This window comes from Ancylobacter sp. (genome assembly GCF_965229075.1).
Taxonomy (GTDB): Bacteria; Pseudomonadota; Alphaproteobacteria; order Rhizobiales; family Xanthobacteraceae; genus Ancylobacter.
Window position 1 is genome coordinate 2396742 of the sequence record NZ_CBDDIO010000002.1, and the last position, 24563, is coordinate 2421304.

Annotated in this window: 25 protein-coding genes and 2 pseudogenes; 8 read left to right on the plus strand and 19 right to left on the minus strand. The window is 67.8% G+C overall.

What is annotated here, in order from left to right:
• Positions 1-197: 197 nt before the first annotated feature.
• From ACO07Z_RS17280 to ACO07Z_RS17315, 8 genes and pseudogenes are all read right to left on the minus strand, one after another.
• A pseudogene (locus ACO07Z_RS17280) lies at positions 198-639 on the minus strand (hypothetical protein).
• Between the two features lie 123 nt (positions 640-762).
• Positions 763-930 (minus strand): hypothetical protein, encoded by a 168-nt coding sequence (locus ACO07Z_RS17285; RefSeq protein WP_165933656.1) that lies wholly within the window; start codon positions 928-930, stop codon positions 763-765.
• Between the two features lie 282 nt (positions 931-1212).
• Entirely contained in the window at positions 1213-1635 is a 423-nt protein-coding gene (locus tag ACO07Z_RS17290) for a type II toxin-antitoxin system VapC family toxin (protein ID WP_421699829.1), read from the minus strand.
• The gene (locus ACO07Z_RS17295; RefSeq protein WP_421699830.1) at positions 1632-1886 is read right to left on the minus strand and encodes a FitA-like ribbon-helix-helix domain-containing protein; all 255 of its coding nucleotides are present in this window, start codon (positions 1884-1886) and stop codon (positions 1632-1634) included. The genes ACO07Z_RS17290 and ACO07Z_RS17295 overlap by 4 nt, the downstream gene beginning before the upstream one ends.
• An 85-nt stretch (positions 1887-1971) precedes the next feature.
• Entirely contained in the window at positions 1972-2898 is a 927-nt protein-coding gene (locus ACO07Z_RS17300) for a DUF2493 domain-containing protein (protein ID WP_421699831.1), read from the minus strand.
• Positions 2899-3268: 370 nt separating this feature from the next.
• The gene (locus ACO07Z_RS17305) at positions 3269-4303 is read right to left on the minus strand and encodes a DUF7146 domain-containing protein (RefSeq protein WP_421699832.1); all 1035 of its coding nucleotides are present in this window, start codon (positions 4301-4303) and stop codon (positions 3269-3271) included.
• 68 nt (positions 4304-4371) lie between these two features.
• Positions 4372-6435, minus strand: coding sequence for a ParB/RepB/Spo0J family partition protein (locus tag ACO07Z_RS17310; RefSeq protein ID WP_421699833.1), 2064 nt, complete (start codon positions 6433-6435; stop codon positions 4372-4374).
• Between the two features lie 168 nt (positions 6436-6603).
• Entirely contained in the window at positions 6604-7797 is a 1194-nt protein-coding gene (locus ACO07Z_RS17315; protein WP_421699834.1) for a DUF932 domain-containing protein, read from the minus strand.
• A 278-nt stretch (positions 7798-8075) separates the two neighbouring features.
• Here ACO07Z_RS17315 and ACO07Z_RS17320 point away from each other — a divergent pair.
• Positions 8076-8240: pseudogene (locus ACO07Z_RS17320) on the plus strand (JAB domain-containing protein); the annotation flags it as partial.
• Between the two features lie 8 nt (positions 8241-8248).
• Here the strand turns inward: ACO07Z_RS17320 and ACO07Z_RS17325 are convergent.
• From ACO07Z_RS17325 to ACO07Z_RS17370, 10 genes are all read right to left on the minus strand, one after another.
• Positions 8249-9724: a flavin monoamine oxidase family protein gene (locus ACO07Z_RS17325; RefSeq protein ID WP_421699835.1), complete on the minus strand. Its 1476-nt coding sequence runs from the start codon at positions 9722-9724 to the stop codon at positions 8249-8251.
• Positions 9725-9798: 74 nt separating this feature from the next.
• Complete coding sequence (locus ACO07Z_RS17330) at positions 9799-10554, minus strand: AprI/Inh family metalloprotease inhibitor (protein WP_421699836.1); 756 nt, start codon at positions 10552-10554, stop codon at positions 9799-9801.
• A gap of 11 nt (positions 10555-10565) precedes the next feature.
• The gene (locus tag ACO07Z_RS17335; protein ID WP_421699837.1) at positions 10566-11549 is read right to left on the minus strand and encodes a 2-hydroxyacid dehydrogenase; all 984 of its coding nucleotides are present in this window, start codon (positions 11547-11549) and stop codon (positions 10566-10568) included.
• Positions 11550-11637: 88 nt separating this feature from the next.
• Positions 11638-12132 carry a MarR family winged helix-turn-helix transcriptional regulator gene (locus ACO07Z_RS17340; protein ID WP_421699838.1) on the minus strand — a complete coding sequence of 165 codons (495 nt, stop codon included), beginning with the start codon at positions 12130-12132 and terminating at the stop codon, positions 11638-11640.
• A 119-nt stretch (positions 12133-12251) separates the two neighbouring features.
• On the minus strand, positions 12252-12839 hold the full coding sequence (locus tag ACO07Z_RS17345) for an NAD(P)H-dependent oxidoreductase (RefSeq protein WP_421699839.1): 588 nt from the start codon (positions 12837-12839) through the stop codon (positions 12252-12254).
• Positions 12839-14260, minus strand: coding sequence for an FAD-binding oxidoreductase (locus ACO07Z_RS17350; RefSeq protein WP_421699840.1), 1422 nt, complete (start codon positions 14258-14260; stop codon positions 12839-12841). The genes ACO07Z_RS17345 and ACO07Z_RS17350 overlap by 1 nt, the downstream gene beginning before the upstream one ends.
• Entirely contained in the window at positions 14250-15566 is a 1317-nt protein-coding gene (locus tag ACO07Z_RS17355; protein WP_421699841.1) for a cytosine deaminase, read from the minus strand. Before ACO07Z_RS17355 ends, ACO07Z_RS17350 begins: the two co-directional genes overlap by 11 nt.
• The gene (locus tag ACO07Z_RS17360) at positions 15563-16345 is read right to left on the minus strand and encodes an ABC transporter permease (protein ID WP_421699842.1); all 783 of its coding nucleotides are present in this window, start codon (positions 16343-16345) and stop codon (positions 15563-15565) included. The genes ACO07Z_RS17355 and ACO07Z_RS17360 overlap by 4 nt, the downstream gene beginning before the upstream one ends.
• 11 nt (positions 16346-16356) lie before the next feature.
• Entirely contained in the window at positions 16357-17172 is an 816-nt protein-coding gene (locus ACO07Z_RS17365) for an ABC transporter ATP-binding protein (RefSeq protein WP_421699843.1), read from the minus strand.
• Between the two features lie 37 nt (positions 17173-17209).
• Positions 17210-18235 carry an ABC transporter substrate-binding protein gene (locus ACO07Z_RS17370; RefSeq protein WP_421699844.1) on the minus strand — a complete coding sequence of 342 codons (1026 nt, stop codon included), beginning with the start codon at positions 18233-18235 and terminating at the stop codon, positions 17210-17212.
• Between the two features lie 153 nt (positions 18236-18388).
• Between ACO07Z_RS17370 and ACO07Z_RS17375 the strand changes: the two genes are divergently transcribed.
• From ACO07Z_RS17375 to ACO07Z_RS17385, 3 genes are read left to right on the plus strand one after another with little or no spacing between them, the layout of a single operon-like run.
• Positions 18389-18778, plus strand: coding sequence for a RidA family protein (locus ACO07Z_RS17375; RefSeq protein WP_421699845.1), 390 nt, complete (start codon positions 18389-18391; stop codon positions 18776-18778).
• Positions 18779-18814: 36 nt separating this feature from the next.
• The gene (locus tag ACO07Z_RS17380) at positions 18815-19633 is read left to right on the plus strand and encodes a creatininase family protein (RefSeq protein ID WP_421699846.1); all 819 of its coding nucleotides are present in this window, start codon (positions 18815-18817) and stop codon (positions 19631-19633) included.
• Positions 19633-20694: an Ldh family oxidoreductase gene (locus ACO07Z_RS17385; protein WP_421699847.1), complete on the plus strand. Its 1062-nt coding sequence runs from the start codon at positions 19633-19635 to the stop codon at positions 20692-20694. Before ACO07Z_RS17380 ends, ACO07Z_RS17385 begins: the two co-directional genes overlap by 1 nt.
• A 62-nt stretch (positions 20695-20756) precedes the next feature.
• Here ACO07Z_RS17385 and ppa read toward each other — a convergent pair whose 3' ends face one another.
• Positions 20757-21281, minus strand: coding sequence for an inorganic diphosphatase (ppa, locus tag ACO07Z_RS17390; RefSeq protein WP_421699848.1), 525 nt, complete (start codon positions 21279-21281; stop codon positions 20757-20759).
• 237 nt (positions 21282-21518) lie between these two features.
• Here ppa and ACO07Z_RS17395 point away from each other — a divergent pair, with 237 nt between their 5' ends.
• The 4 genes from ACO07Z_RS17395 to ACO07Z_RS17410 are packed head-to-tail and all read left to right on the plus strand — an operon-like array spanning position 21519 to position 24479.
• Positions 21519-21860: a hypothetical protein gene (locus ACO07Z_RS17395; protein ID WP_421699849.1), complete on the plus strand. Its 342-nt coding sequence runs from the start codon at positions 21519-21521 to the stop codon at positions 21858-21860.
• Positions 21860-22624: a zinc ABC transporter ATP-binding protein AztA gene (gene aztA / locus ACO07Z_RS17400; RefSeq protein WP_421699850.1), complete on the plus strand. Its 765-nt coding sequence runs from the start codon at positions 21860-21862 to the stop codon at positions 22622-22624. Before ACO07Z_RS17395 ends, aztA begins: the two co-directional genes overlap by 1 nt.
• Complete coding sequence (locus ACO07Z_RS17405) at positions 22621-23490, plus strand: metal ABC transporter permease (protein WP_421699851.1); 870 nt, start codon at positions 22621-22623, stop codon at positions 23488-23490. The genes aztA and ACO07Z_RS17405 overlap by 4 nt, the downstream gene beginning before the upstream one ends.
• An 11-nt stretch (positions 23491-23501) precedes the next feature.
• Positions 23502-24479 carry a metal ABC transporter substrate-binding protein gene (locus ACO07Z_RS17410; protein WP_421699852.1) on the plus strand — a complete coding sequence of 326 codons (978 nt, stop codon included), beginning with the start codon at positions 23502-23504 and terminating at the stop codon, positions 24477-24479.
• Positions 24480-24563 lie beyond the last annotated feature (84 nt).

A 24563-nucleotide genomic window follows, 5' to 3' on the forward strand; every position in this document is an offset into this window, starting at 1 on the left:
CGTCCCGCCAACGTCGCGAATGCTCTGCCCCGAGGGGCCTTTCGACAGCGACGCGGCCGCCGTTCGCCGCGCGCGCCAACCCTGCCGTACAGCATGGCGAAACGGACGCTCTGGACTTCCGCTCCCTCCCGGCCCAGCCGGTTGACGCGGACGCTATGTCATTCGCTGTCTGGTGCCGCCGAGCGGATATCGCGGTGTCAGGGAGGAGAGCTGTGCCCGTCAGAAGGGCCGAACGCCTTCGTCTCGGTGATGCGCACGAAGGCTACAATGCCGACCACGCCGGCTCCGATGATCGAAAACACCATCTGCCACGTCTGCGAGGGCATGGTGTGCTTCACTATGCCATGGGTGGCGTGGAAGCCCTGCCGCCGCAGCCGGGACGACGAACACGGCAGCGATGAGCATACGTGCCCAGATCGAGCGGACGGTGGCGAACAGGAACTGGCCGAGGGCGTAAGTTAGGCCAGCAGCGGCAAGGCCGACCACAAGAACGCCGAGCCATCCGGCGCCTGTGCCATAGGCCCATGTGCCCGCCGTGATGCCCGCAAACAGCGGCAACGCGAATACCGCCAGCGTGAAGAGCAGCCAGCAGAGGAAAGCTATTGTCGCCATGCTGAGGAGAATGCCTATGAAGATCATGGGGGCGGCTCCATAAAATCAGATCGATGCGCCTCCACCACCACGATGCACCGGCAGGATTTGCGTTGGCGTCAGAGCAAGAGCGCACGCGGTCTCCGCCGTTCATGGCCGCCTGTTCGCCTCTCAAGAGGCGAAGGGGTCGATTTCGCGGACGATGGCGGCTTCTTCGCCGTCATATTCGGCAGCCGGGGTGACAGAGAGCGTGCCGTCTCCGGCGCGGAAGATGACGACGGTGGCCATCAGGGTGGTGGCGAGGCTGAAGGCGAAGGCGTGAGCGATCTGGGCGGACATCGACCTGGCTCCTGCGCGAGCGGAGGTCCATCCCCCGCTGACAGGCGCCCGAAAGGGCCGGCCGGTGGCCGCAATCACCGCGTGAGGCGCAGCCAGAGCGGCGGCACGCGTAGCGTAGTCCGACCCTTCGTGGGTTGATGGCGTCAGGCCATCGGCTGGACCCAAGGGTCAGCGTCGTGAAGCGGGGATGGTCGTCCGATCAGGAGACCGTAATGTTGGGCTGCTGCGCAGGTCGCTTCCGCCGGGTTATCAGGGCGAATACTTGCTGCCCGTGGCAGCTCGTCAGCTGTTGACGTTCCACGGATTGATGACCACCACACCCGCGGCATGGAAGGCGCTGGTATCGCGCGTGGCCACAGCGAAGCCCCGGGAGGCCGCGATCGCCGCGATATAGCCGTCGGGCGTTGGAAAGCCCTTCCCAGCCGCCCGCGCCTTGACCGCGAGGTCGGCATAGCGTCGTGCGGCAGCGATATCGAACGGCAGGACACGGTCAGCGAACAGCTCCATCACCCCGTCCAGGGCTTCGGTTGGCCGGTCTTTGCGCTTGCCCGCGGGCAGCGCACCGATGCCGTACAACAGCTCGGCAATCGTGACGCTGGAGAGATAGAGCGTCTCGGCCGCCTGCTCGTCGAGCCACGCCCGGACGGTGTCGTCGGGGGCGGGCTTCATGGCCTCCGATATGACATTGGTGTCGAGAAGGATCATTCGAAGCTCATGGGCTCGGCAGGCGTCCTGTCGCGCGCCGGGCTGAGGGCGTCGATGTCCTCATTGGTGAGGCCGAGGCGGCGGCTGCGCTCCGCGAGCGTCGTGCCGAGCCGAAGGCGCGTGTCAGGGCGAACAGCGGTCTCAAGGATGTCGCGCATCTCGGCTTCGGTGCTGCGGCCATGCTGCGCCGCGCGCACCTTCAAGGCGCGGTGCGTTGCCTCGGAGAGATTCCGGATCGTCACTGCGGGCATGATGGCGCCTCCAGTAATATTGATTGCATTGATAGCAAGATATAGGAATTGCCATCACATGCAAGATGCAGGGTTCCGGCGGCGCTTATGCGTCACCAGTTCCGAACCGATAGACCGGAATGCCCATCTTGCGGGCCTTGTCGGCGAGATTGTCCTGAATGCCGGTGCCGGGGAAGATCACGACGCCGATCGGCACCACATTCAGCATCTGGTCGTTGCGCTTGAAGGGAGCGGCCTTGGCGTGCTTCGTCCAGTCGGGCTTGAAGGCCACCTGCGGCACCTTGCGGCTGTCGGCCCAGAGGGACGCGATCTTTTCGGCCCCCTTGGGGGAGCCGCCATGCAGCAGCACCATGTCCGGGTGCTTGGCGTGGATCTGATCGAGCTTGGCCCAGATCTGCCTGTGATCGGTGGTGTCGCCACCCGAGAAGGCGATCTTCGGGCCGGCGGGCACGAGCACATCGGTATCGGCGCGCCTCCTGGCCGCTAGGAAATCCCGGCTGTCGATCAGCGATGCGGTGAGGTGGCGATGGTTGACCCGTGATCCGGCCCGTGGCGTCCAGGGCGAGCCGGCGGCGATACGGAAGCGGTCAGCGGCGGCCTCGCGGAAGCTTTCCAGGCCGTCGCGCCGGCCGATCAGGTTCATGCCGATGTCGATTAGGCGCTCGAGCTCGAGAGACTTCACCTCGGAGCCGTCCTGTTCACGCTGAAGCTGCTTCTGGGTCTGCTCGTTGTCGTCGAGCTTCTGCTCAATCCGGTCCACGGCGCGGTGGAACATGTTGACGGTCGACCAGAGGAGATCAGGGAGGTCGGCATCGAGGCTGGTGTCGGTGATCGTGGCGACCAGGGCGTCGAAGATGTCGGCAACGGCGCCTTCGATGAGGCGGTCTTCCGGTGGTGGGCGCTGGTCGCGCTCGTCCTCGGAAGGACGATGGCCGTGGAGCTGCAACTCCTGGATCAGGTGGTCGGTCGGGGATGAGACGTGGTGCGGCTCGTGGTCGTCGTGCGTGCTCATGGGATGCTCCGTCGGTTTGGACCGCTTGCCGTGGCGGCCTTCATGGCGACGAAGCCGTCGGGCGGGACGGACCTGCACCCGGAGCGCGGGCATGGTCCCCGAAAGTGGGAACCCGTTTCGGGATAAGACCATGCCGGAAAAGCGCACAGGGCCGCAGCGCCAGCGGAGGATGGCGAATCGCGGACGATTTTGCTTCGCGATGGAAAGCGGCCTGAAGGCCGCGCCGGAAAATCGTCGGTGGCAGCCATTGCCGATCCGGCCCGGCTGATGGCCGATCGCCCTCTCGAAGGCGCAAGGCGCGGTCCTCTTGCCGTTACTGACGCATCCTTGCAGGCATGGCGGCCACGCATCGCGGTTCAGCACGTTTCGGCTATGGGGCCAGGCTCATGAAGCGCACGACATCTTCCGGTGCGAGTTGCACCCGAACGCCCGTCCGCAGGGTATCGATACCGAGCTGCTGGAGATCCTCGTTGAAGTCCCCAAGTGCTGGCGACAATGGAATGGCCTCGATGCCCTCGGCGTTCGCCCGTTCCATCAGCATGTCCCGCGCGGCGTCACCGGCAGGATCGTTGTCGCGGACGATGTAGAGCCGCCGCAGCCTCAGTGGGAACAGGATGGCAGCCAGATGTGCTGCCGAGAGCGCCGGTGCTATCGCCATGTCGGGCAGGACCTGCCGGAGGGAAAGCATGGTCTCGATGCCTTCGCCCGCCGCCATCACGCTGTCGGGTACGCCGATGCGGACGGTAGACCCAAGCAGATCACCCATCGCCTTGCGCGGTGTAGTGACCGGAGCCTTATCTGAGCCGTCGGGCGCTAGCCAGGTGCGGTGTACGCCGGTGATCCTGCCGGTGAGGTCGGTGACGGCGGCGATCATGGCGGGCCAGGTCTCTGACGGGCCGTCGTCACGCTTGTAGTAGCAGCGCGGATGAAAACGCAGGTTTGCGGTTCCGTGCAAAAGCGTAATGCCGCGTCGGCGCAAATACGTCTCTGCGATGGTCCCGACGATGGGCCGCGACATGGCGAACAGACGCCTTGCCGCTTCGACGGATCCTGACGGGGCCTGCGCGATACCGCGACAAGGTGATGCCGGCTTCGGTTCGGGAGGCGGCAGGTTGAGAAAGGCGCGCGCTTCCCCGGCAACGTTAGGGAAGTCGGTGAGGCCCAGCGATCCGCGGATGACGTCGAGAAGATCGCCATGTTCGCCGGTGGCGGCATCGGTCCATTTGCCCGCCGGCCCCTTCGCGGATGCCTGGAGCCGCACAAAGAGCGAGCGGCCGGGCGTGTTTCTGATATCGCCAACAAGCCAGTAGCGGCCCTCCCGGCGTCCATTGGAGAGATAGTGGCGGCAGACGGCTTCGGCCCGATCGGCGAGCCGGCGCGACAGATCGTGAGCAATCCCGGACATAGCGAGCTTTTCAAAACAAAGGCCCGCCGACAGAGCCGGCGGGCCGAGGTTCAGGATCGTGTTGAGGGTTACTCCGCCGCCACGGCAGGGGGGATGTCCGTGGTGTCCTCAGTATCCTCAAGGCTTTCGTCTTCGCTCATGGCCGTTGTGCCGTCCTGCGCCGCCGTTTCATCGCCAACTGCGGGTTCAGAGCCGCGCAGCGGTTCGGGCAGCCAGCCGGTATCGGCCAGCAGTGCTTCGGCCTCGCGGGCCATGTCGCCCTTCTTCAGGTGCGCGATGCGGTCCGCAGCGCGCGCGCCCTTCGCCTCGCTCACCGCCTGCAGAATGCGGGCCTTGGTCACTCGGCCCAGGAAATTGTCCACGGTCGGCTTCCATCCGGCTGCCGCCATATCGAGGCCAACGGCACGGGCGAGCTGATCGGCATGATTGAGCGCGCGCGGGCGCCGGTTCCAGGCCTCGTGAACGGCGTTCACCGACAGGCTCACCACATGGGCGAACAGGCCGGAACGGCTGTCGCTGTCCCAGTCCTGCAGCGCCCGCCACAGATCGGCCGAGTCCTTCGGCAAGACCTTGGCCCAGCCTTCGTGCCGGGCGTGGATCGCCGCGGCCGAGGGGCTGTCGTTCAGCCCCGGCGCCTGTGCGCTGAACGCCACGCTCTTCAGGTCGAGCTCAAGGCAACTGTCCGAGCCGTAGCGGTAGAAGCTCTTCAGCGTCAGGGCATGCAGGGCCGCGAGGAAGGCGACATCGGGCCGCTCGCCCAACGCCTGGCGCAGGCCGAGCGTGCGATGCGAGGTCAGTTCGGTCATCAGCCGGTCCGAGAGCGCAGACAGCCCTTCATCCTCCTCGGGCTCGGGCATCGGCGCATCTGCCATAACGCCATCGCCGGTACGCATGGCCGCCACCGCGATGTGGTGCGGGCCCGCGTATTCCGCGGCAACTTCGGGCTCCACCGGCAGTTCGTCCTCCGGGAGCACATAGCCGCGCTCAATGCGCACCGTGCCATCATGGGCGATGCTGACGAAGGCACCGGCGCGCGCCATCTCCGCCGGATCGAAGGTGATTGGACGCGCCTCGAAGGCTTCGATCGCCGTCTCGATCTCGCCGAGCCGGGCGTCCACCTCCTCCGGCAGTTCATCCGCCTCGGCGTGTTCCGCGGACAGTCGGTCATATTCCGCCTGAAGAGCGTCGCGGCAGGTCTCCTCTTCGGCGGTGAGCAGGACGGTCTCGCCACGCAGCTGGCGCAGGCCGTAGGTGTGGCCATAAGCGAAGTCGGGGGCCGTCTCGACCCACTTCCACCCCTCGGTGGCGACAGTGTCCGCCTCGGCCTTGAGCTTCTCGGCCACCAGTCGGTCGACCAGCGCGACATCCTGCAGCCAGCCGCCATCATCACCCTGGAACAGGTCGCGCAGGATGATGCCGCCAGCTTCGACATAGGCCTCGAGGCCGATGAACTGGGCGCGCTTGTCACAGGCGCGGACAGCCCCTTCGGTCAACATGCGGCGGATGGCATATGGCTGCTTGTCATAGGAGGCCTTCAGCCGTTCGAAGACCTGTTCCTGGCGCGCATGGTCGCCGGAGACGGTGAAGGCCATGAGCTGGTCGAGCGTCATGCCGTCCTCGGCATAGACCTCCAGCAGCACCGGCGAGATCGAGGCGAGCTTGAGACGCTGCTTCACCACGCCGACGGAGACGAAAAAGGTAGCCGCGATCTCTTCTTCTGACTGGCCTTTCTCGCGCAGCGCCAGAAAGGCGCGGAACTGGTCGAGCGGGTGCAGCGGCGCGCGCTGGACATTCTCGGCGAGGGAATCCTCCTCGGCGATGCCGCCCTCCCGGATGACGCAGGGCACCGGTGCGGTCCTGGCGAGCCGCTTCTGCTTCACCAGCAGTTCCAGCGCCCGATAGCGCCGCCCGCCGGCCGGGATCTCAAACATGCCGGTCTCGACGCCGGTGTCGTCAACCACAGACCGGACGCTGAGGCCCTGCAACAGGCCCCGGCGGGCGATGTCCTCGGCCAGTTCCTCGATCGAGACCCCGGCCTTGATGCGCCGGACGTTCGACTGGCTGAGCAGGAGCTTGTTGAAGGGGATGTCACGCGAGGGCGAGAGCGTGATCTTCTGAACATTGGTCGCCATGGAAAGCACCTCCGCGACGGGCGGCCGAGAGCCTCTCTCTCGGCTTCCAACCCGTCACGCAGCGCAGCGCCGCCCTCTCACTCTGGAGGGCGACGCCGCAGAACCGCAGATCTGCAAAAAGGCGTAAAGCCGGAGACACGGATCTCCACATCTCCGGCTTTCCGGAAGTCAGGCGGCCCGATCAAGCAGCTTCTTAGCCCGACCCTCAAGGTCGAGCCGCGCATCCTGGTGGGGCTTGTCGCGTGCGACCGCCGTGATGCCCTGCACGAAGTCGAAGATGCTCTCGGGCTTGCGCCCTTCCTCGGCCAGCACCGTGTCGATGATCTTGGCGGTCTCGGCCTTGGAGAAGCCCCGGTTGCGCAGGAAGTCGCTGCGGTCCTCATCGGTGCGCGCGACGATCTTCTCCCGCGCGGCCTTGATGCCGTTGACGAAGGGCATGGGCGAGGAATTGGCGAAGCGGGTCAGGGCCGGCGCCGCCTCATGCGCAAAGCGCGAGGCGGCGTATTTGGAGTGGCGGATGGTGATCTCCTGGAAATCCTCGACGCCCCAGAGATTGCGGTTCTGGCACACGGCACGCAGATAGAAACTCGCCATGCCAAGCGTCTTGGCCCCCACCTCCGAGTTCCAGCAATAGAAGCCTCGAAAATAGAGGTCCGGCGCGCCGTCGGGCAGCCGCCCGGCCTCGATCGGGTTGAGATCGTCGACCAGGAACAGGAAGACGTCGCGGTCGGAGGCGTAGAGCGTCGTCGTATCCTTGGTGATGTCGACACGCGGATTATAGACGCCCGTCGACCAGTCGAGCACGCCCGGCACCTTCCAGCGGGTGTCGCCGGTGCCGTTGCCGGCGATGCGCTGCACGGCCTCGACCAGTTCGTGATCGTAGATCCGGCCATAGTCCGGGCCGGTGACAGCGCGCAGCTCGACGCAGCCATTGGCGGTCTCATAGGTCTTGATCTGCTCGGCGCGGTGCGCCGTCAGGCCATATTGCAGATTGATGCCGGCCAGCGCGGCGGGAAGCTGGCGCAGATAGGCGGCCGGTGCCCCGATCTGGGCCGCGAGCTGGCCGAAGGACCAATGGTTCGGTTCGACGGGCGCGTCAGCCCCGGGGAGCACCAACGCCAGCCGCTCGGCATTGGAGCGGCTGGCCTCCACATGGATGCGGGACGTCTCCACAAGGCGCGACCGGCTGTGATCGGCCCGGCCCCGCACCATCGCGGCCAGTTCGCCGAGCGATAGGAACCGCTCGTCATTCGGCCGTGAGAACCATTCCGACGACACGCGGCCGACCCGCTCGCCGCGTGTGACATCCACCTTGTAGCCGCCGCCGGCATCACGAACGGCACCCAGAACCTGGATATTCATGGGGATCAACCTCCATGACGGGCGCCGGAAGACTCTCTCCCAGCCATGGACCCGTCACGGAAATCCCATCCCGCCTCTCACTCCTGAACTCGACGGTCATCGCCTTCCGCTGCGAGCCACGCGAGTGTAGGACAGTACATGCAATGGGCGTGCTGGGTTGCCGTTTCAGGCTATGTGGGCAGATAGTGCAGAGCCATTCATATCCCAATAAAATATCCCAGTAAGAAAAATCATCTCATATTTGAGTTATAAATCAATGCATTGGTTGATCTCATGCTGTGATGCACAACCACCCGAGTGGCGATCCCACGCCGTCCAATGCCGACATCCAGATGACCAAGACCATCATCGACGTGGCCAAGCCGCTCGGCATCGAGGTGCATGACCACATCATCGTCGGCAAGGACGGCCACGCCAGCTTGCGCGGGCTGCGGCTGATCTGACGTCTCCGTCAGCGCGCGCCGGAAAGCGGGCGGGCCTCCGGGTCGATCTGCCGGGCGGCGCGCAGGCCGGATTCGATGGCGCCTTCGACCCAGCCGGTTTTCAGCGTGGTGAAATCGCCGGCGAAATGGATGCGCCCTTCCGGGGCGGTCCATTCCTTCACCATCCAGCCGCCGCCGACGGGCGTCGAGCCGAAGGAGCCGCGAATCCAGGGCTGTTCGCTCCAGGCGAAATCGCTGACGCTGACGACATCGCCGAGCAGGCCCGGCAGGTCCTGCTGGAAGATGTCCACCACCTGCTGCGCCCGCACCTCGCGCGGGGCGGCGAGCACGCGGTCGGCATTCTCGCCATTGAGGTAGAAGAAGCCGCTGCCATGGCCGCCGGGCTCATTGCCGGTGATGTCGATGAAGCGCTCCCACGGCCGGTCGCCGCCGGCCATCGGCCACCCGCGCACATTATGGGCGAGCCAAGTGGGTTCCTTCGTCTTGACGATGACCTTGACCGTCTTGTCCCACTCCATCTCGGCGAACATGCGTGCCTTGCCGGCGGACCAGGCGGGCGTGACCTCGACCTCGTCCATCACGCTGAAGGGGATGGTGGAGACGATGGCGTCGCCGGTGAATTCCTTGCCGTCCTTGGTGCCGACGCGAATGCGCGGGCCGGTCTGGTCGATGCGGACCACCTGCGCGTCGAGCACGATATTGGTGCGGCCGAGAGCATTGGCCATCGCCATCGGCAGGCGGTTATTGCCGCCCTGGATGCGGAACACGTTCTGGTCGCCGAAATGGTAGGCCAGATCGGGAATGATGCTGAGCGTCTGCGCGTAGGGGGTGAACAGCCCGGCATTGGCGGCGAGCAGCTTGAGGAAGGCGGGCGAGGCGCCCACCGGGCGCAGCAGGTCTTCCAGCGTGATGTCGTCGAGCCGGTCGAGCAGGTCCTGGTCTGGCCAGTCGGGGCTGAGCACGGTGTTGGTGTCGAGCCCGGCGCGGAACAGATAGCGGTTGAGATTGGCGGAGACGGTGACGTTGCGCTCTTCCGCCGTCAGGTCCCACGGCCAGTTGGTGATGTCGGCCGATTTCGCCGTCTTGCCGTCGACCATATAGACCGGCAGCCCGTCGTTGAGGCTGAGCAGCGGCAGATTGAAATGGCGCACATAGTTGAGCACCAGCGGCATGTCGGAGCGGAAATGGCCGCCGCCCGCCTCGGTGAACATGCCGTCGCCCAGCGGCAGCGACAGCAGCCGGCCGCCGATGCGTCCCTGCCGTTCGATCACCGTCACCTTGTGGCCGCGCCGCTGCAGGGCGAGCGCGGCGGTAAGGCCGGACATGCCGGCGCCGAGCACCAGAACCTCGATGGGGCGATCGGTGCGCGCCTGCGCCCGCGCCGGGGCCGCCAGCGGCGGGGCGGCGAGCGCTCCCAGCGTCGCGGCGGTGCCGGCCAGCAGCGCGCGGCGCGAGAAGCCACGGGGGGACGTTTCGGTTGTCATCGGTTGAAGCTCCGCCTTGCCTTTACGGCATGTAGCAGGAGATAGTTCAAAAGTCTCGCATCTACCGGTGCGGCTCAGGGACGGCTCAGCAGCAGCGGCGTTCCCTCGTCGGGCGGCACCTTCTCCCAGCCGCCATCTTCCTGCGCGGCGAAGCGCAGGCCCTCGCCGCGCGCGGTGAGCAGCACCAGGCTGCCGCCGTCGAGTCGCCAGCGATCCGGCGCCAGCGCCACCAGCCGGGCCGGGCAGCCGGCGGCGAGCCGGGCGCGATAGGTGCCGCCGCCGGCCTCCGCATTGGTGAGTTCAAGCCGGCACCGCGGCTTGCCCGCCTGCTCGGCCATATCCCACATGCCGACCAGATCGGCGGCGTGGAGGGTGGGGTCGGCGAGGCGCGGATTGACGAGGAAATACACCCCATCGCCCTCGCGCAATGCCTCCCAGGTGCCGCCGACGCCTTCAGTAAACTCCGCCACCAGCGCGCCGTCCGGTCCTTGCAGCCGGATGGCGTTGCCGGGGCCGGGCGACCAGGAAGCGATGTCGACGCTGAACAGGATGGTGCCGGCACAGGCCTGTCGGTCGAGGGCGACCTCGAAGCGTGCCGGGCTGCGGGCCCGGCCCTGTGGTTTCTCGGACAGGGTGAGAAGACAGACCCGGTCGCCATCCGCATTGGTCAGCCGATACTCGGCCGCGAGCGTGGCTGGCGCGGGAATGTCGCTCTCCTGCGCGCGCGCCGGGGCCGCGTGGGCAAGGGCAAGGGGAAGCGCGAGCACGCCGGCGGCGATCGCGGCGGCGATTTGTGGTCGGCAGCGGGCGGGGCGGCAGGGCGCCGGCATGCGCGTCTCCCTCAGCCGGCCGGCTTCACGGGCGTCTCCGGCACCGGCGTCAGCACCGGCTTGCCGGCCGCCCAGGCGAGGAGATTGTCGACCACGAGCTGGCCCATGGCGTTGCGCGTGACATGGGTGGCGGAAGCGACATGCGGCAGCAGCACGACATTTTCCCTGCCGATCAGCGCCTCCGGCACATGCGGCTCGTTGGCGAACACGTCGAGCCCGGCGGCGGCGATGGTGCCCTCTTCCAGCGCCTTCACCAGCGCCGGCTCGTCGACCACCGAGCCGCGCGCGACATTGATCAGCACGCCCTTCGGCCCGAGCGCGGCCAGCACCTCGGCGTTGATCATGCGGTCGGTTTCGGGTCCGCCCGGCACGATGACGATGAGCGCGTCGACATCCCGCGCCAGCGCGACGAGCTCGGGATAGTGGGTGTAGGGCACATCCGCGACCGGGCGGCGGCTGTGATAGGCGATGGGCCGGCCGAAGCCTTCCAGCCGGCGGGCGATGGCGCGGCCGATGCGGCCCATGCCGACAATGCCGAGCGTGCGGTCGCGCAGGGTGGCGGTGAGGGGGAAGCCGCCGGAGGGCCACTTGCCCTCGCGCAGATGACGCTCGGCCTGGGGAATCTGGCGGATGGTGGCGAGCAGCAGGCCGATGGTGAGGTCGGCCACTTCGTCGTCGAGCACGCCGGGGGTGTTGGTGACCACCACGCCGCGCCGGCCGGCGGCCTCGGCATCCACGGAATCATAGCCGACGCCGAAATTGGCGACGATTTCCAGCGCCGGCAAACGAGCCATCAGCGCCTCGGTCACCCGGCGGGCACCGCCACCGGTGGAGCCGACGCCAGTGGCGACCGCACGGATGCGCGGACCGACTTCCGCCAGCGTCGCCTCGGCGTCCGGCGCGTCGAGCCGGTGAACGGTGAAGTGCTCGTTCAGCTGCGCCTCGATCATGCCCATCATCGGGCCGGTCTGGAGAAGGTCGGGGCGGCCGGACATGGGGCACTCCTGCGCGGAAAGGGGCCGACATTCCTCACCAAAGCCGGGCCGGTTTCAAGCCCGATTCGGCGGAAGGCGCCTTTCGCGTTCAGGCGGTCTCTTCCTCGGCCGCGTCCTCGGCGTCCTCGTCCGCCTCGCTCGTCGTGGCGCCGAGCTGGGTGGAGAGGTTGCGGTCGATCTTGCGCAGCATCTTGCGGAAACGCTTGCGGTCCTTGCCGTCGAGGCCGGCGATCATCGTGTCTTCGATGGAGTCGGAAATGGCGTCGATCGCCTCGGCGCGGTGGCGGCCTTCCTCGGTGAGATGCACCCGCACCAGCCTTGCATCGCCCTCGGAGGCGCGGCGCACCAGCAGCCCTTGCGCGGAGAGGCGGCCGACCGTCTTCGACGCGGTCGGCGGGCGCACCTTCAGCGCGGCGGCGAGTTCGCTCATGGTGCGGCCGTCGCTTTCGCAGAGCAGCTTGAGCACCGTTTCCTGACCGGGAAACAGCCCGATATCCTGAAGACGCCGTGCCGCCAGCGCGCGCTGAAGCCGGGCCACATGATGCAGCCGCTGGCCAATCTTCTTGTCGAAGCCGTCTTTCATGGGCGTTCCTGCCATCTAATGCACGCCACGGTACCATTATCTAATGCGAAAATAACGCATTGCCGTGACACAAACACCGATGCCAGCGAAAGATCGCCCGGCAAAGCGGGCGCGCGGCGTCAGAGCCGGGCGAAACGGGCCTCGACCTTGGCGAGGAAGGCGGCGCGGCGCTCGGCACTGGCGGAATCCATGCTGTGCAGCGCCAGCCATAGCTTGCGCGCCCGCGGGTGGATGATGCCGCCAATGCCATCGAGCAGGATGCGCCGGCCGGGCTGGCCGATCCACAGCCACCAATACCAGGGCGAGCCGAGCGAACTCACCGCCGCCAGCACGCGGATATTGGTCAGCCGGCGTTCCAGCGAGCGAAAGGGCTTGGGCATGCCGAAGGTTTCGTGCGGCACCAGTACCCGTTCCAGCCAGCCCTTGAGCATGGCGGGCGGGCCGTACCACCAGGTGGGCGCGACGAAGATGAGGGCGTCCGCCTGCTTCACCCGTTCGAGATGACCGGCGATGCGCGCGGTGTTGAGGCCGGGTTCGTGATAGGCGAGCCGCTCGTCGCGGCCCATCACCGGATCGAAGCCCTCGCCATAGAGATCGAGCAGGTCGACCTCATGGCCGGCGGCCTTCAGGCCCCGGATCACCGCGTCGCGGACGCCGGCGGTGAAGCTCTCCGCAACCGGGTGGCAATAGACGACAAGCGCGCGCATCAGCTGGCCTCCCCCGTGGCTCGGCCTTCCAGCCCGGGAAACAGATAGGTGCGGCCGGTGGCAAAGTCGAAGTCGGGATTCTCCCAGGCGATCATCTTGCCGGGGTTGAGCAGGCCGCGCGGGTCCGCCTGGCGCTTGAAGGCGAGCTGCGCCGGGTCGGTCTGCTTCATGCCGCCTTCTTCCAGCGTGTAGCGGTGCGGGTTGAACACCGGGATGCCGAGCTCTTCATGCAGGGCGACGATTTCCTCAAGCCGCTCCTCGGAGGCAAAGCGTACCAGCGGCAGGCCGAAGCAGGTGACCTTGCCGTCGAAGCGCACGAATTCGAGATGCGCCGGCACTTCCTCGCCCAGAAGGGCATGCACCTTCGCCACCAGCGCCAGCTGGTCCGGAAAGGGATAGAGCGTCTGCAGATAGGTGATGGCGGGATCGACCCGCAGCGCGCGCAGCGTCGTGTGGTTCCAGGCGAGTTCGTAGAGCGGCGGCAGGCCCTTCCGCTCCTCCGGCGACAGCAGATCGGAACGGAACAGCATTTCCCCGCCCCATCGGGCGGTGAAGCTCTCGAACGCCGCGCGGCCCATCGGCGCCAGCATCACCAGCACGATGTGCCGGCCGTCCGGCAGGAAGGGGCGATGGCGAAGGAAGCTCATCTGCGGGATGGGCGCGGCGATGACGGAGACGAGCTTCTTCAGCAACGCGTCCTGTTCACCCAGCGCGTTGGCATAGGCAGCGGCCTCGTTGAAATCCGCAAAGCCGACAATTGCCTCGGTCCAGTCATAGGCGGGCGCGAGCGGCATCTCGATGTCGAGAATGATGCCGTTGGTGCCATAGGCGTGGGCGACCTTCTGCACCTCCTCGCCGGTCAGGGTGAGCAGGCGCGGGCTCGCCTCCATCGTGGCGAGGCGGAGCGAAAGGATGTTGCCGAGGTCGCGCAGCCCGCCCCAGCTGATGGAGCCGACCCCGCCGGAGCCGCCGGCGATGAAGCCGCCCAGCGAGGCGGTGCGGTAGGTGGAGGGGTGCAGGCGCAGTTCCTGCCCGCTCGCCGCGCATGCGGCGTCGATGTCCGCCAGCAGGGCGCCGGCCTGCGCCCGCACCCGGCCGGGGGCGATGTCGAGCACCTTGTCGAGGCCGGAGAGATCGAGCACCAGCCCGCCCGCCAGGGGCATGGCCTGGCCGTAATTGCCGGTGCCCGTGCCGCGCGGGGTGACGGGTATGCCGAGGTCGAAGCAGGCGGCGAGGACGCGCAGCACCTCCTCCTCGCTGACGGGGGCGGCGAGGATGTCGCCGACCACCCCGTCGAACTGGCGCTTCAGCGTTGGCGAGTACCAGTAGAAATCGCGGCTCTTCTGCCGCAGCACGGCTGGATTGTCCTCAAGCCGGATGCCCGCCAGCCGGGCCTTGAGGGCGGCGATGTCATAGGTCACGCGGGCGCTCCATCAGATCGTCCAGCTCGGCATAATCGGGTGGCGTGGTGTCGATGGCGCGGCCCGTCCTGAGCACGGTGCGCCCCGCCAGCGGGCGGGCGAGCCATTCATTGAGGCTGCGCGCGGGAAAGAGCGAGAGATCGGCGGGCGCTCCCTCGGCCAGCGTGCCGGCCGCCACGCCCATATGCGCCGCCGGGGCGCGGGTGATGAGCGCCGGCCCGTCGCCATGGGGATGGTCGAGATGGGCGATGCGGGCGGCCTCGCGGTACACCTCGACAAGATCGAGATCGCCATAGGCGTAGAAGGGATCGCGCGCATTGTCGCTCGCCACCATGACAGGAATGCCGCGCGCCCTCATTTCCTGCAGCAGGGTGACGCCGCGCCAGCGCGGGGTGCGGCCGGGCTGGCGGTCCTGCAAATAGAGATTGCACATGGGCAGCGAGACCACGGCAATGCCGGCCAGCGCGACGCGGTCGAGCGTGCGGTCGATCTCGTCCTCCCCCTTCACCGCCAGCGCGCAGCAATGGCCGGCGAGGATCGGCCCCTCGAAGCGGCGCTCCAGCGTCATGCGCGCCAGAAGGTCCAGCCCGCGCCCCTCGCGGTCGCGTTCGTCGACATGGAGGTCGAGCCCGAGGCCGAAGCGCTCGGCCGCGTCGAACAGCCGGGCAAGGCCGGATTCGAGGTTGGGGGTGAGATAGGTGTAGGCGCCGAGCCGGCCGCCATGGGCGCGGACCAGATCCAGCAACGGCATGAAGGCCGAATCGTCGAGCACGCGGTCGATGGCGATGAGGCCGACCGCCTGCAGCTCGATCCGCCCGCGCCAGGCCTCGCGCATCTGGGCGAAGACCCGCCAGGCGCCGGCGGCGCGCGGGCCGTCGGAATCGAGATGGGTGCGGATCGCCACCGTGCCATGGGCATAGGCGCAGCGCAGGCCGAAATCGAAGCGCCGGCCTATGTCCTCCTCGCTCCAATGCGCCGCGCGGTCGGTGTTCACCGCCTGCACCGCGCCGTCGAAACTGCCGTCGGGGTTGGGCGCCCGCTTCCAGATGAAGCCCTTGTCGAGATGGGTGTGGATGTCGACAAGGCCGGGCAGCACCAGCCCGCCCGAGAGGTCGAGCCGGGGCCCGGCCTCGACCAGCGCGCCGGCCGGGGCGAGGCGGGCGAGGCGGGCCCCTTCCACCGCGATGTCGAGCGCCACCAGCCCTTCCGCATCCGCCGGCCTGGCAAAAGCCGGGACGAGGCAGGCGGGCACCCGCGCGTGACCGAGCACGAAGGCGGCGGGTGGGGCTTTCAGGTCGAGCGTCACGTCCGGCCACCCAGTTCGCTCTCGTGCCAGCGCCGCAGCACCAGCCAGGACAGCAGGCTCAGCGCGGCATAGATGAGGATGCCGGTGAGCGAGATGAGCAGCAGCGCCGCGAACAGGCGCGGAATGTTGAGCCGGTAGGCGGATTCGACGATGCGGAAGGCGAGGCCCGACCCTTGCCCGGCCGAGCCGGCGGCGATTTCGCCGACCACCGCCCCGATGAGCGCCAGCCCGCCGGCAATGCGCAGCCCCCCGAGGAAATAGGGCAGGGCGGTGGGCAGTTTGAGCTGCGCCAAGGTCTGCCAGCGCGAGGCGCCGGAGAGGCGGAACAGGTCGCGCAGGTTCGGGTCGACCGAGTTCAGCCCCAGCGTGGTGTTGGACAGAACCGGGAAGAAGGCGACGATCCAGGCGCAGACCAGCACGGCCGCATCGGTGGAGAGATAGATCAGCATCAGCGGCGCCACGGCGATGACCGGCGTCACCTGCAGAATGACGGCGATGGGGAACAGCGAGAATTCGACGATGCGGGCGCTGGCGAACAATAGCGCCAAGGCGACGCCGCCGACCACGGCCAGTGCCAGCGCGACCAGGGTGGTTTGCAGCGTCACCAGCATGGAGGCGAACAGCACCGCGCGGTCCTTGACCAGCGTCGCCAGCACCGCGTCCGGGGCCGGCAGCACATAGGGCGGCAGGTTGTTGAGCTTCACCACCGCTTCCCAGCCGAGGATGAGCGCCGCCAGCACGCCGAGGGGGAGAAGCCAGCGCAGCGGCGAGGTGGCCATGCCCGCCCCCGCTAGCGCGCGTCCATCGCCCGGGCGAGGGCGAGGGAGGTTTCGCGGCACAGCGCCGCATATTCCGGCGAGGTGCGGAAGGCCTCGTCGCGCGGCTGGTCCGGGGCGATGGTCAGTTCCGCCGAGACGCGGCCGGGACGCGCCCGGAACACCAATATGCGCGAGGAGAGATAGACCGATTCGAACACGGAATGGGTGACGAAGACGATGGTGCAGTCGAGGCGCCGCCACACCTCCAGCAGATCATTGTTGAGCTTGAAGCGGGTGATCTCGTCCAGCGCGGCGAAGGGCTCGTCCATCAAGAGCAGGCGCGGCTTGGTGACGAGCGCGCGGGCGATGGAAACGCGCATCTTCATGCCGCCGGAAAGCTCGCGCGGATAGGCGTCGCGAAAGGCGGCGAGGCCGACCAGCTCCAGCGCCTCCATGATGGCGGGCTCGGCCTCGCGCCGGCCGACCCCGGCGAGTTTCAGCGGCAGATGCACATTGCCGAACACGCTGGCCCAGGGCATCAGCGTCGGTTCCTGAAACACGAAGCCAATGGCGTGGCGGTCCTGCGCGCGCCGGGCCTTTTCATCCGCGTCCCAGTCGAGCCGGCCCTCGCTCGGCTCGGCGAGGCCGGCGACGAGCCGCAGTGCGGTCGACTTGCCGCAGCCGGAGGGGCCGAGCAGCGAGACGAACTCGCCCGCGCGCACCTCCATATCCAGCCCCTCCAGCGCGGTGACGCCGTTGCCGAAGCGCTTGCCGACGCCGGACAGGCGCAGCAACGGCGCGCCATCAATGGCCGGGCGCGGCGCGAGCTCCGACAGGTGCGCGTTCATGCCCGGCCCGCCCGGCGCGTGAAGGGAAAACCACGCCTCATTTCGGCGCCAGCTCCTTGCCGACGCCCTTGTTGACGAATTGCAGCGTGTAGGACTTGGCGTAATCGATGCCCGGCGCCAGCACCTTGGCCTTTACCATCTTGTCGTAGAACGCCTTCATCCGCGCATCGCTCATCGCGCCGATGCCGAGCGTGGTGGTGTCGCCGGAATCGACGATGCCATATTCCTTCAGCTTGGCGATGGAGAAGGCGATCATGGCGTCGGTCATCTCCGGATTGTCCTGCTTGATCAGGGCATTGGCCTTGGCATTGTCGCCATAGAGATAATTGTACCAGCCGATGATCGAGGCATCGACGAAGCGCTGCACGAGGTCGGGATTCTGCTTCACCAGCTCGGTGCGGGTCTCGATGGTGGTGGCGTAGGTCTCGAAGCCGTAATCGGCGAGCAGGAACAGGCTCGGCTTGAAGCCGCCCTGCTGTTCCACCGCATAAGGCTCGGAGGTGATGTAGCCCTGCATGGCGCTGTTCTTGTCGACGAGGAACGGCGCGGCATTGAAGGTGTAGGGCTTCACCTGGCTCTCGCTGAAGCCGTAATCGGCGATCAGCCACTGGTAGTAGCTCGCCAGCCCTTCCTTGGAGATGAACAGCGTCCGGGTCTTCAGCTGCTCGAACTGGGTCACGTCGGGATGGGCGATGAGGACCTGCGGGTCCTTCTGGAACAGGGCGGCGACGACTTCGGTGGGGATGTTCTCCACCACCGAGGAGATCGCCTGCAGCATGTTGGCGCCCATGTAGAAATCGATCTTGCCCACCGGCAGCAGCAGCCGGTTATTGGCCTGCGGGCCGCCCGGCATGATGGTGACGTCGAGCCCGTATTTCGCGTAGGTGCCGTCGGCCACCGCCTGGTAGAAGCCGCCATGCTCGGCCTGGGCGACCCAATTGGTGCCGAAGGTCACCTTGTCCGCCGCGCGGGCCGGCGCGGCCGTGAGCAGAGTGGCCAGGGCCAGCGCACCCAGCGCGGCGAGAGCGAAGAGGGAACGCAAGCGCGGCAGACGCGGGCGCATCGAAATCTCCATCCGGGCTAAGAAGGGCGGTGCGTGACGGAACCCATGCCCTCATGATAGGCTAGCTTAATCGCCATGCACATATGCTGTCGCGAGAGAACTGTGCATGCGCAGCATTGCCCGCCTTCGGCCCGGCGGAACGGAGAACCCCCCATGCTTCGCCATCTCGTGCCGCCCGCCATCCGCGCCCCCTTCGCCCGCTACAGCCACGCGGTGGAAATCCCCGCCGGCGCCCGGCTGCTGCTGGTCTCCGGCCAGCTCGGCATCACCCCGGACGACGCCATTCCCGAGGGCGTGGAAGAACAGGCCGCGCTGTGCTTCGCCGCCATCGAGGCCTGCCTCACCGAGGCCGGCATGGGGCGCGCCGATATTGTGCGGCTCAACGCCTATGTCACCGACCGGGCGTATCTCGCCGGCTACATGGTGGCGCGCGACCGCTTCATCGCTTCCCCGCCGCCGGCTTCGACGCTGATGATCGTCTCCGGCTTCGCCCGGCCGGCGTTCAAGGTGGAAATCGAGGCGCTGGCGGCCCGGCAGGATTGAGCCTAGAACGCCGCCAGCAACGACCGGAGCCGTGCCATGCCCCCCAAACGCTTCTGGACCGAACTCAGCTGGACCGATTTCGCCCAGGGCGACACGGAGAACTGGATCGCCGTGCTGCCGGTGGCGGCGGTGGAACAGCACGGGCCGCATCTGCCGGTGGGCGTCGACGCCTTCATCGGCGAGGGCTATCTCAAGGAAGTGGCGCGGCTGCTGCCGGACGATATCCCCGCCCTGTTCCTGCCGATGCAGGCCATCGGCAAGTCGAACGAGCATCTCGATTTTCCCGGTACGCTGACGCTGTCGGCCGAGACGGTGATCCGCGCCTGGACCGAGATCGGCGAGAGCGTCCATCGCGCCGGGGTGCGCAAGCTGGTGATCGTCAACTCGCATGGGGGCAATGTGCCGATCCTCGACATCGTCGCGCGCGAGCTGCGGGCGCGGCTCGGCATGCTGGCGGTCATGGTCTCCTGGCATCGCTTCGGCTATCCCGAGGGCCTGTTCACCGCGCAGGAACGCCAGCACGGCATCCATGCCGGCGGGGTGGAGACCTCGCTGATGTTGGCCTTCCGGCCCGACACGGTGCGCGCGGACGAGGTGCGCGACTTTCCCCCTGTCACGCTCGCCATGGAGCAGGAATTCGCCTTTCTGCGCGCCGGCTCGCCGGCGGGCTTCGGCTGGATGGCGCAGGATATCCAGCCCACCGGCGCGATGGGCGATGCCACCGAGGCGAGCCTTGAGAAGGGCGAGGTCTGCGCGCTTTACGGTGCGCGCGCCTTTGTCGAACTGCTCGGCGATGTCCATCGTTTCGATCTGTCGCGGCTGCCGGCGGGGGCGCGCGGCGGGGTGGCCCGCTGATGGAAGGCTCGGTCGCACGGGCGGCGTTCCATTCCCGCCCCCTCTCGCTTGACGCTGCCCGCGCCTATGCGGCGCGGGTGCTGGAGCGCTTCGGCACCGCCCCCGGCAATGCCGAAGTGACCGCCGATGCGCTGGTGCGCGCGGAGGCGGACGGGCTCGCCACCCACGGCCTGACCCGGCTGCCGAGCTACAGCGCCATGGTGGCCGCCGGCAAGATCGACGGTCATGCGGTGCCGCGCATGCGGCCCGTCGCCCCGGCAGTGCTGGCGGTGGATGCCGGCAACGGCTTTGCCTATCCCGCCCTTGCCCATGCCCTGCCTGAACTGGCGGCGATGGCGCGGGCGAGCGGGGTGGCGCTGATGGCGGTGCGGCGTTCCAGCCATTTCGGCGTCGCCGGCCAGCCGGTGGAGACGCTGGCGAATGAGGGCCTGGTTGGCCTCGCCTTCTCCAACGCCTCCGCCTCCATCGCCCCCTGGGGCGGGAAGCGGCCGGTGTTCGGCACCAACCCCATCGCCTTCGCCACGCCGCTGAAGGGAAGGGCGCCGGCGGTGGTGGACCTCTCCGTCGCCAAGGTGGCGCGCGGCAATCTGCTCGCCGCCGTACAGCGCGGCGAGGACGCGATTCCCCCGGGCTGGGCCTTCGACAGGGAAGGCAACCCGACCACCAATGCCAAGGCGGGGCTTGCCGGCACCATGGTGCCGATGGGCGAGGCCAAGGGCACCGCGCTCGCTTTTGTCGTCGAGGTGATGGCGGCGGCGCTCACCGCTTCGACCTTCTCCTTCGATGCGCCGACGTTCTTTACCGGCGAGGGGCCGCCGGCCTCGGTCGGCCATGTGGTGATCGCCATCAATCCCGGCCTGCTGGCGGGCGACGCCTATCTCGACCATCTCGAACGCCTCGCGCTCGCCATCGAGAGCGAGCCGGGCGCGCGGCTGCCGGGCACGCGCCGGCTGGTGAACCGCGAACGCGCGGCCCGCGAGGGCGTGACGCTCACCGTCGGCGTGCAGCGGGCGCTGGCGCAGATGGGGTTCGTCGACGGTTCGGAAGCGGCGGGGGCCTGACAGCAAAAAGGCCCGGACAAAGCCGGGCCTTTCGTATTCTCATGCACCGGACGGCGCGTCGCTCACTTATAGGCGGCGATCGCCTTGAGGATCAGCTCGCGGGCGCGCTCGGGACCTTCCCAGCCGGCGACCGTGACCTTCTTGCCCTTCTCCAGATCCTTGTAATGGGTGAAGAAGTGGCCGATCTGCTCGATGACCAGCTCCGGCAGGTCGGCATAGGTCTTGATCTTTGAGTGGTACGGGTAGACCGAGTCCGCGGGCACGGCGAGGATCTTCTCGTCGCCGCCCTTCTCGTCGGTCATCATCAGCACGCCGACCGGGCGGCAGGCGATGACGCAGCCGGCCAGCAGCGGGATAGGCGAGAGCACGATCACGTCGATCGGGTCGCCGTCATCGCCGAGCGTGTTCGGCACGAAGCCGTAATTGCCGGGATAGAACATCGGCGTGTGCAGGAAGCGGTCGACGAACAGCGCGCCCGATTCCTTGTCGATCTCGTACTTCACCGGCGCGCCGCCGGCGGGGATTTCGATGATGGCGTGGACTTCGTCAGGCGGGTTGGGCCCGACCGAAATGCGCGAAATATCCATGAATGGGCTCCAACGGCTCCAGGTCGACAGGCCGGCAAGGCCGGCAGGCAGAAAGGCGCCCTCTCATAGGTCGCTGCGGGCGCGCCGTCGAGACGTGTCGACCCATCAATTCGACGGGCACGGCCGCCGGGGGACGATGCCGGCGCTGACGCACCGTCAACGATTTGATATAGTGTATCTTTCCGCTGGACGGGCGATGCCGATATACAGTATCAATTCCACGTCTGGAGTTTGAGCATGTCCGTCGCCCCCATCCGCCTGCACGACCACGCCCACACATCCGCCCCTCCGGAGGGACGTGGAAAGGCCGGCGCGGGCGGGCACGGGCACGCTCATTCTCCGGGCCACGCGCATGATCATGCTCACGATCACGGCCATGCGCATGCCCCTTCCGATGCGCCGGAGGGCGGCGCGCATCTGCACCGCCATCATTCCCATGCCGCGGGCGAGCGGCACCCGCCGGCCCGGCCGGGCTTCTCGCTGCTGCGGCTCTCCGCCCTGCAGCGCCTCGCCATCGCGCTGCCGCTGGCGGCCGTGCTGTGGGCCTTGGCGCTGGCGGTGATCGGGGTGGGCGCGTGATGGGAAGCGTGCTGGCGTTCCGCAATCTCACTCTCGGCTATGACCGCCACCCGGCGGTGCACCATCTCGACGGCGAGGTGGCGCAGGGCGACCTGCTCGCCATTTGCGGGCCGAACGGCGCGGGCAAGTCCACCCTGCTCAAGGGCATTGCCGGCGTGCTGTCGCCGCTCACCGGGCGCATCGAGGGCCATATTCCGGCGCGGGACATCGCCTATCTGCCGCAGGCGGCGGAGGTCGACCGCTCCTTCCCCATCGATGTCTACGACCTTGTCTCCATGGGACTGTGGCGGCGCGCCGGCCTGTTCGGCGGCATCAGCCGCGCCGACCGGGTGCGGATCGAGGAAGCGCTGGCCGCTGTCGGGCTGGAAGGCTTCGAGGCGCGTCCCATCGGCACGCTGTCGGGCGGGCAGATGCAGCGCGCGCTGTTCGCCCGCCTGCTGCTGCAGGATGCGCGGCTGCTGCTGCTCGATGAGCCCTTCACCGCGCTCGACGCCGGCACGATCACCGATCTTACCGCACTGGTGAAGCGCTGGAACGGCGAAGGCCGTACCGTCATCGCCGTGCTGCACGATTTCGAACTGGTGCGCGGGCATTTCCCCCGCACGCTGCTGCTCGCCCGCGAGGCGGTTGCCTGGGGCGCCACCAGCGAGGTGCTTACCTCCGCCAACCTCGCCGAGGCCCGACGCATGTGCGAGGCGTGGGACGAGGACGCGCCGGCCTGCGCCCCATCCCTCAAGGCGACGGCGGCGGGGAGGGCGGCGTGATCTACGATCTGCTCATCGCTCCCTTTGCCGAATTCGATTTCATGCGCCGCGCGCTGGTCGGCGTGCTCGCGCTCGGCATCGGTGCCGGCCCGATCGGCGTGCTGATGATGCTGCGTCGCATGAGTCTCGCCGGCGACGCCATGGCCCATGCCATCCTGCCCGGCGCGGCAGTCGGCTTTCTCGCTGCCGGGCTGAACCTGTTCGCCATGACCGTGGGCGGGCTGGTGGCGGGATTCGCGGTGGCGCTGGGCGCCGGCGCGGTGGCGCGGGCGACGCAGATGAAGGAGGACGCGGCGCTGGCCGCCTTCTACCTCATCTCGCTGGCGCTGGGCGTGCTTCTGGTGTCACTGCGCGGCTCGAATGTCGATTTGCTGCATGTGCTGTTCGGCACGGTGCTGGCGCTCGATGACGCGACGCTGCTGCTCATCGTCTCGATTTCTAGCTTCACATTGGTGGCGCTGGCGCTGGCCTGGCGTCCGCTGGTGCTGGAGAGCGTCGATCCCGGCTTCCTGCGCTCGGTGAGCCGGGCGGGGGCGCCGACCCATCTCATCTTCCTGGCGCTGGTGGTGATGAATCTCGTCGGCGGCTTCCACGCGCTCGGCACGCTGCTCGCGGTCGGGCTTATGATGCTGCCGGCCGCCGCCGGCCGGTTCTGGACCCGCGAACTGACGGCGCTGGTCGGTGTTTCGGTGCTGATCGCCTGCGGCTCCGGCGTGCTGGGGCTGCTGGTGTCCTATCATTCCGGCGTGCCCTCCGGGCCCGCCATCATCCTCGTCGCCGGTGGCGCCTATGCGCTGTCGGTGCTGTTCGGGCCGGTGGGCGGGCTTCTGCCCCGCTTCCTGCCGCAACGCCATCTCGAAGCCTGAAGGAGCCCCCCATGCTCACCCGCCGCCTTGCTGTTGCCGGCGCGCTCGCGCTCGGCCTTTCCCTCCCGCTCGCGCTCCCCGCTGCCGCGCAGGACGCCGCACCGAAGATCCCCGTCGTCGCCTCCTTCTCCATCCTCGGCGACCTGGTGAAGGAAGTGGGCGGCGACCGTGTCGCCGTCACCACCCTCGTCGGCCCCAATGGCGACGCTCATGTGTTCCAGCCGGCGCCGGCCGACGCCAAGAAGGTGGCGGCGGCGCAGATCGTCTTCGTCAATGGCCTCGGTTTCGAAGGCTGGATCGACCGGCTGGTGAAGGCCTCCGGCACCAAGGCGGAGATCGTCGTCGCCACCAAGGGCATCACCCCGCGCGAAATGGCGGATGAGGATGAGGACGACCACGCCGCGCCGGGCCACAAGGATCATGACCACGCCAAGAAGGGCGAGCATGACCACGACCATGGCGGCATCGACCCGCATGCCTGGCAGTCGGTGGCCAATGCGGAGATCTATGTGGCCAATATTCGCGACGCGCTGGTCGCCGCCGATCCCGCCGGCAAGGCGGCGTATGAGGCGAATGCGAGCGCCTACACCGCCAAGCTGGAGGCGCTGGACGCGGAAGTGAAGGCGGCGATGGCGGCGATCCCGGAAAGCCGGCGCCGCATCATCACCTCGCATGATGCGTTCGGCTATTTCGGCGCCGCCTATGGCATCGAGTTCATCGCGCCGCAGGGCGTCTCCACGGAGTCGGAGGCTTCCGCCAAGGACGTTGCCCGCATCATCCGCCAGATCAAGGCCGAGAACATTCCGGCTGTGTTCATGGAGAACATCTCCGATCCGCGCCTCGTGAAGCGCATCGCCAAGGAGACCCAGGCGAAGATCGGCGGCGAGCTGTTTTCCGATGCGCTCTCCGATGACAAGGGCCCGGCGAGCACCTACATCGACATGATGAAAAACAACATCACCCAGCTCTCCTCGGCCCTGTCGAGCTGACGCGGGGACCCCGCATCCCGGCCGGCCGCTGGCCGGACCGGGAGCGGCGGGACATCTGAACGGAACACGCGATCCCGGTTCGCC

Bases quoted from the DNA above. Each gene is read 5' to 3' on its own strand.
- ACO07Z_RS17285 (WP_165933656.1), bottom strand. From the start codon at position 930: ATGTCCGCCCAGATCGCTCACGCCTTCGCCTTCAGCCTCGCCACCACC.
- ACO07Z_RS17290 (WP_421699829.1), bottom strand. From the start codon at position 1,635: ATGATCCTTCTCGACACCAATGTCATATCGGAGGCCATGAAGCCCGCC.
- ACO07Z_RS17295 (WP_421699830.1), bottom strand. From the start codon at position 1,886: ATGCCCGCAGTGACGATCCGGAATCTCTCCGAGGCAACGCACCGCGCC.
- ACO07Z_RS17300 (WP_421699831.1), bottom strand. From the start codon at position 2,898: ATGAGCACGCACGACGACCACGAGCCGCACCACGTCTCATCCCCGACC.
- ACO07Z_RS17305 (WP_421699832.1), bottom strand. From the start codon at position 4,303: ATGTCCGGGATTGCTCACGATCTGTCGCGCCGGCTCGCCGATCGGGCC.
- ACO07Z_RS17310 (WP_421699833.1), bottom strand. From the start codon at position 6,435: ATGGCGACCAATGTTCAGAAGATCACGCTCTCGCCCTCGCGTGACATC.
- ACO07Z_RS17315 (WP_421699834.1), bottom strand. From the start codon at position 7,797: ATGAATATCCAGGTTCTGGGTGCCGTTCGTGATGCCGGCGGCGGCTAC.
- ACO07Z_RS17325 (WP_421699835.1), bottom strand. From the start codon at position 9,724: ATGACAACCGAAACGTCCCCCCGTGGCTTCTCGCGCCGCGCGCTGCTG.
- ACO07Z_RS17330 (WP_421699836.1), bottom strand. From the start codon at position 10,554: ATGCCGGCGCCCTGCCGCCCCGCCCGCTGCCGACCACAAATCGCCGCC.
- ACO07Z_RS17335 (WP_421699837.1), bottom strand. From the start codon at position 11,549: ATGTCCGGCCGCCCCGACCTTCTCCAGACCGGCCCGATGATGGGCATG.
- ACO07Z_RS17340 (WP_421699838.1), bottom strand. From the start codon at position 12,132: ATGAAAGACGGCTTCGACAAGAAGATTGGCCAGCGGCTGCATCATGTG.
- ACO07Z_RS17345 (WP_421699839.1), bottom strand. From the start codon at position 12,839: ATGCGCGCGCTTGTCGTCTATTGCCACCCGGTTGCGGAGAGCTTCACC.
- ACO07Z_RS17360 (WP_421699842.1), bottom strand. From the start codon at position 16,345: ATGGCCACCTCGCCGCTGCGCTGGCTTCTCCCCCTCGGCGTGCTGGCG.
- ACO07Z_RS17365 (WP_421699843.1), bottom strand. From the start codon at position 17,172: ATGAACGCGCACCTGTCGGAGCTCGCGCCGCGCCCGGCCATTGATGGC.
- ACO07Z_RS17370 (WP_421699844.1), bottom strand. From the start codon at position 18,235: ATGCGCCCGCGTCTGCCGCGCTTGCGTTCCCTCTTCGCTCTCGCCGCG.
- ACO07Z_RS17375 (WP_421699845.1), top strand. From the start codon at position 18,389: ATGCTTCGCCATCTCGTGCCGCCCGCCATCCGCGCCCCCTTCGCCCGC.
- ACO07Z_RS17380 (WP_421699846.1), top strand. From the start codon at position 18,815: ATGCCCCCCAAACGCTTCTGGACCGAACTCAGCTGGACCGATTTCGCC.
- ACO07Z_RS17385 (WP_421699847.1), top strand. From the start codon at position 19,633: ATGGAAGGCTCGGTCGCACGGGCGGCGTTCCATTCCCGCCCCCTCTCG.
- ppa (WP_421699848.1), bottom strand. From the start codon at position 21,281: ATGGATATTTCGCGCATTTCGGTCGGGCCCAACCCGCCTGACGAAGTC.
- ACO07Z_RS17395 (WP_421699849.1), top strand. From the start codon at position 21,519: ATGTCCGTCGCCCCCATCCGCCTGCACGACCACGCCCACACATCCGCC.
- aztA (WP_421699850.1), top strand. From the start codon at position 21,860: ATGGGAAGCGTGCTGGCGTTCCGCAATCTCACTCTCGGCTATGACCGC.
- ACO07Z_RS17410 (WP_421699852.1), top strand. From the start codon at position 23,502: ATGCTCACCCGCCGCCTTGCTGTTGCCGGCGCGCTCGCGCTCGGCCTT.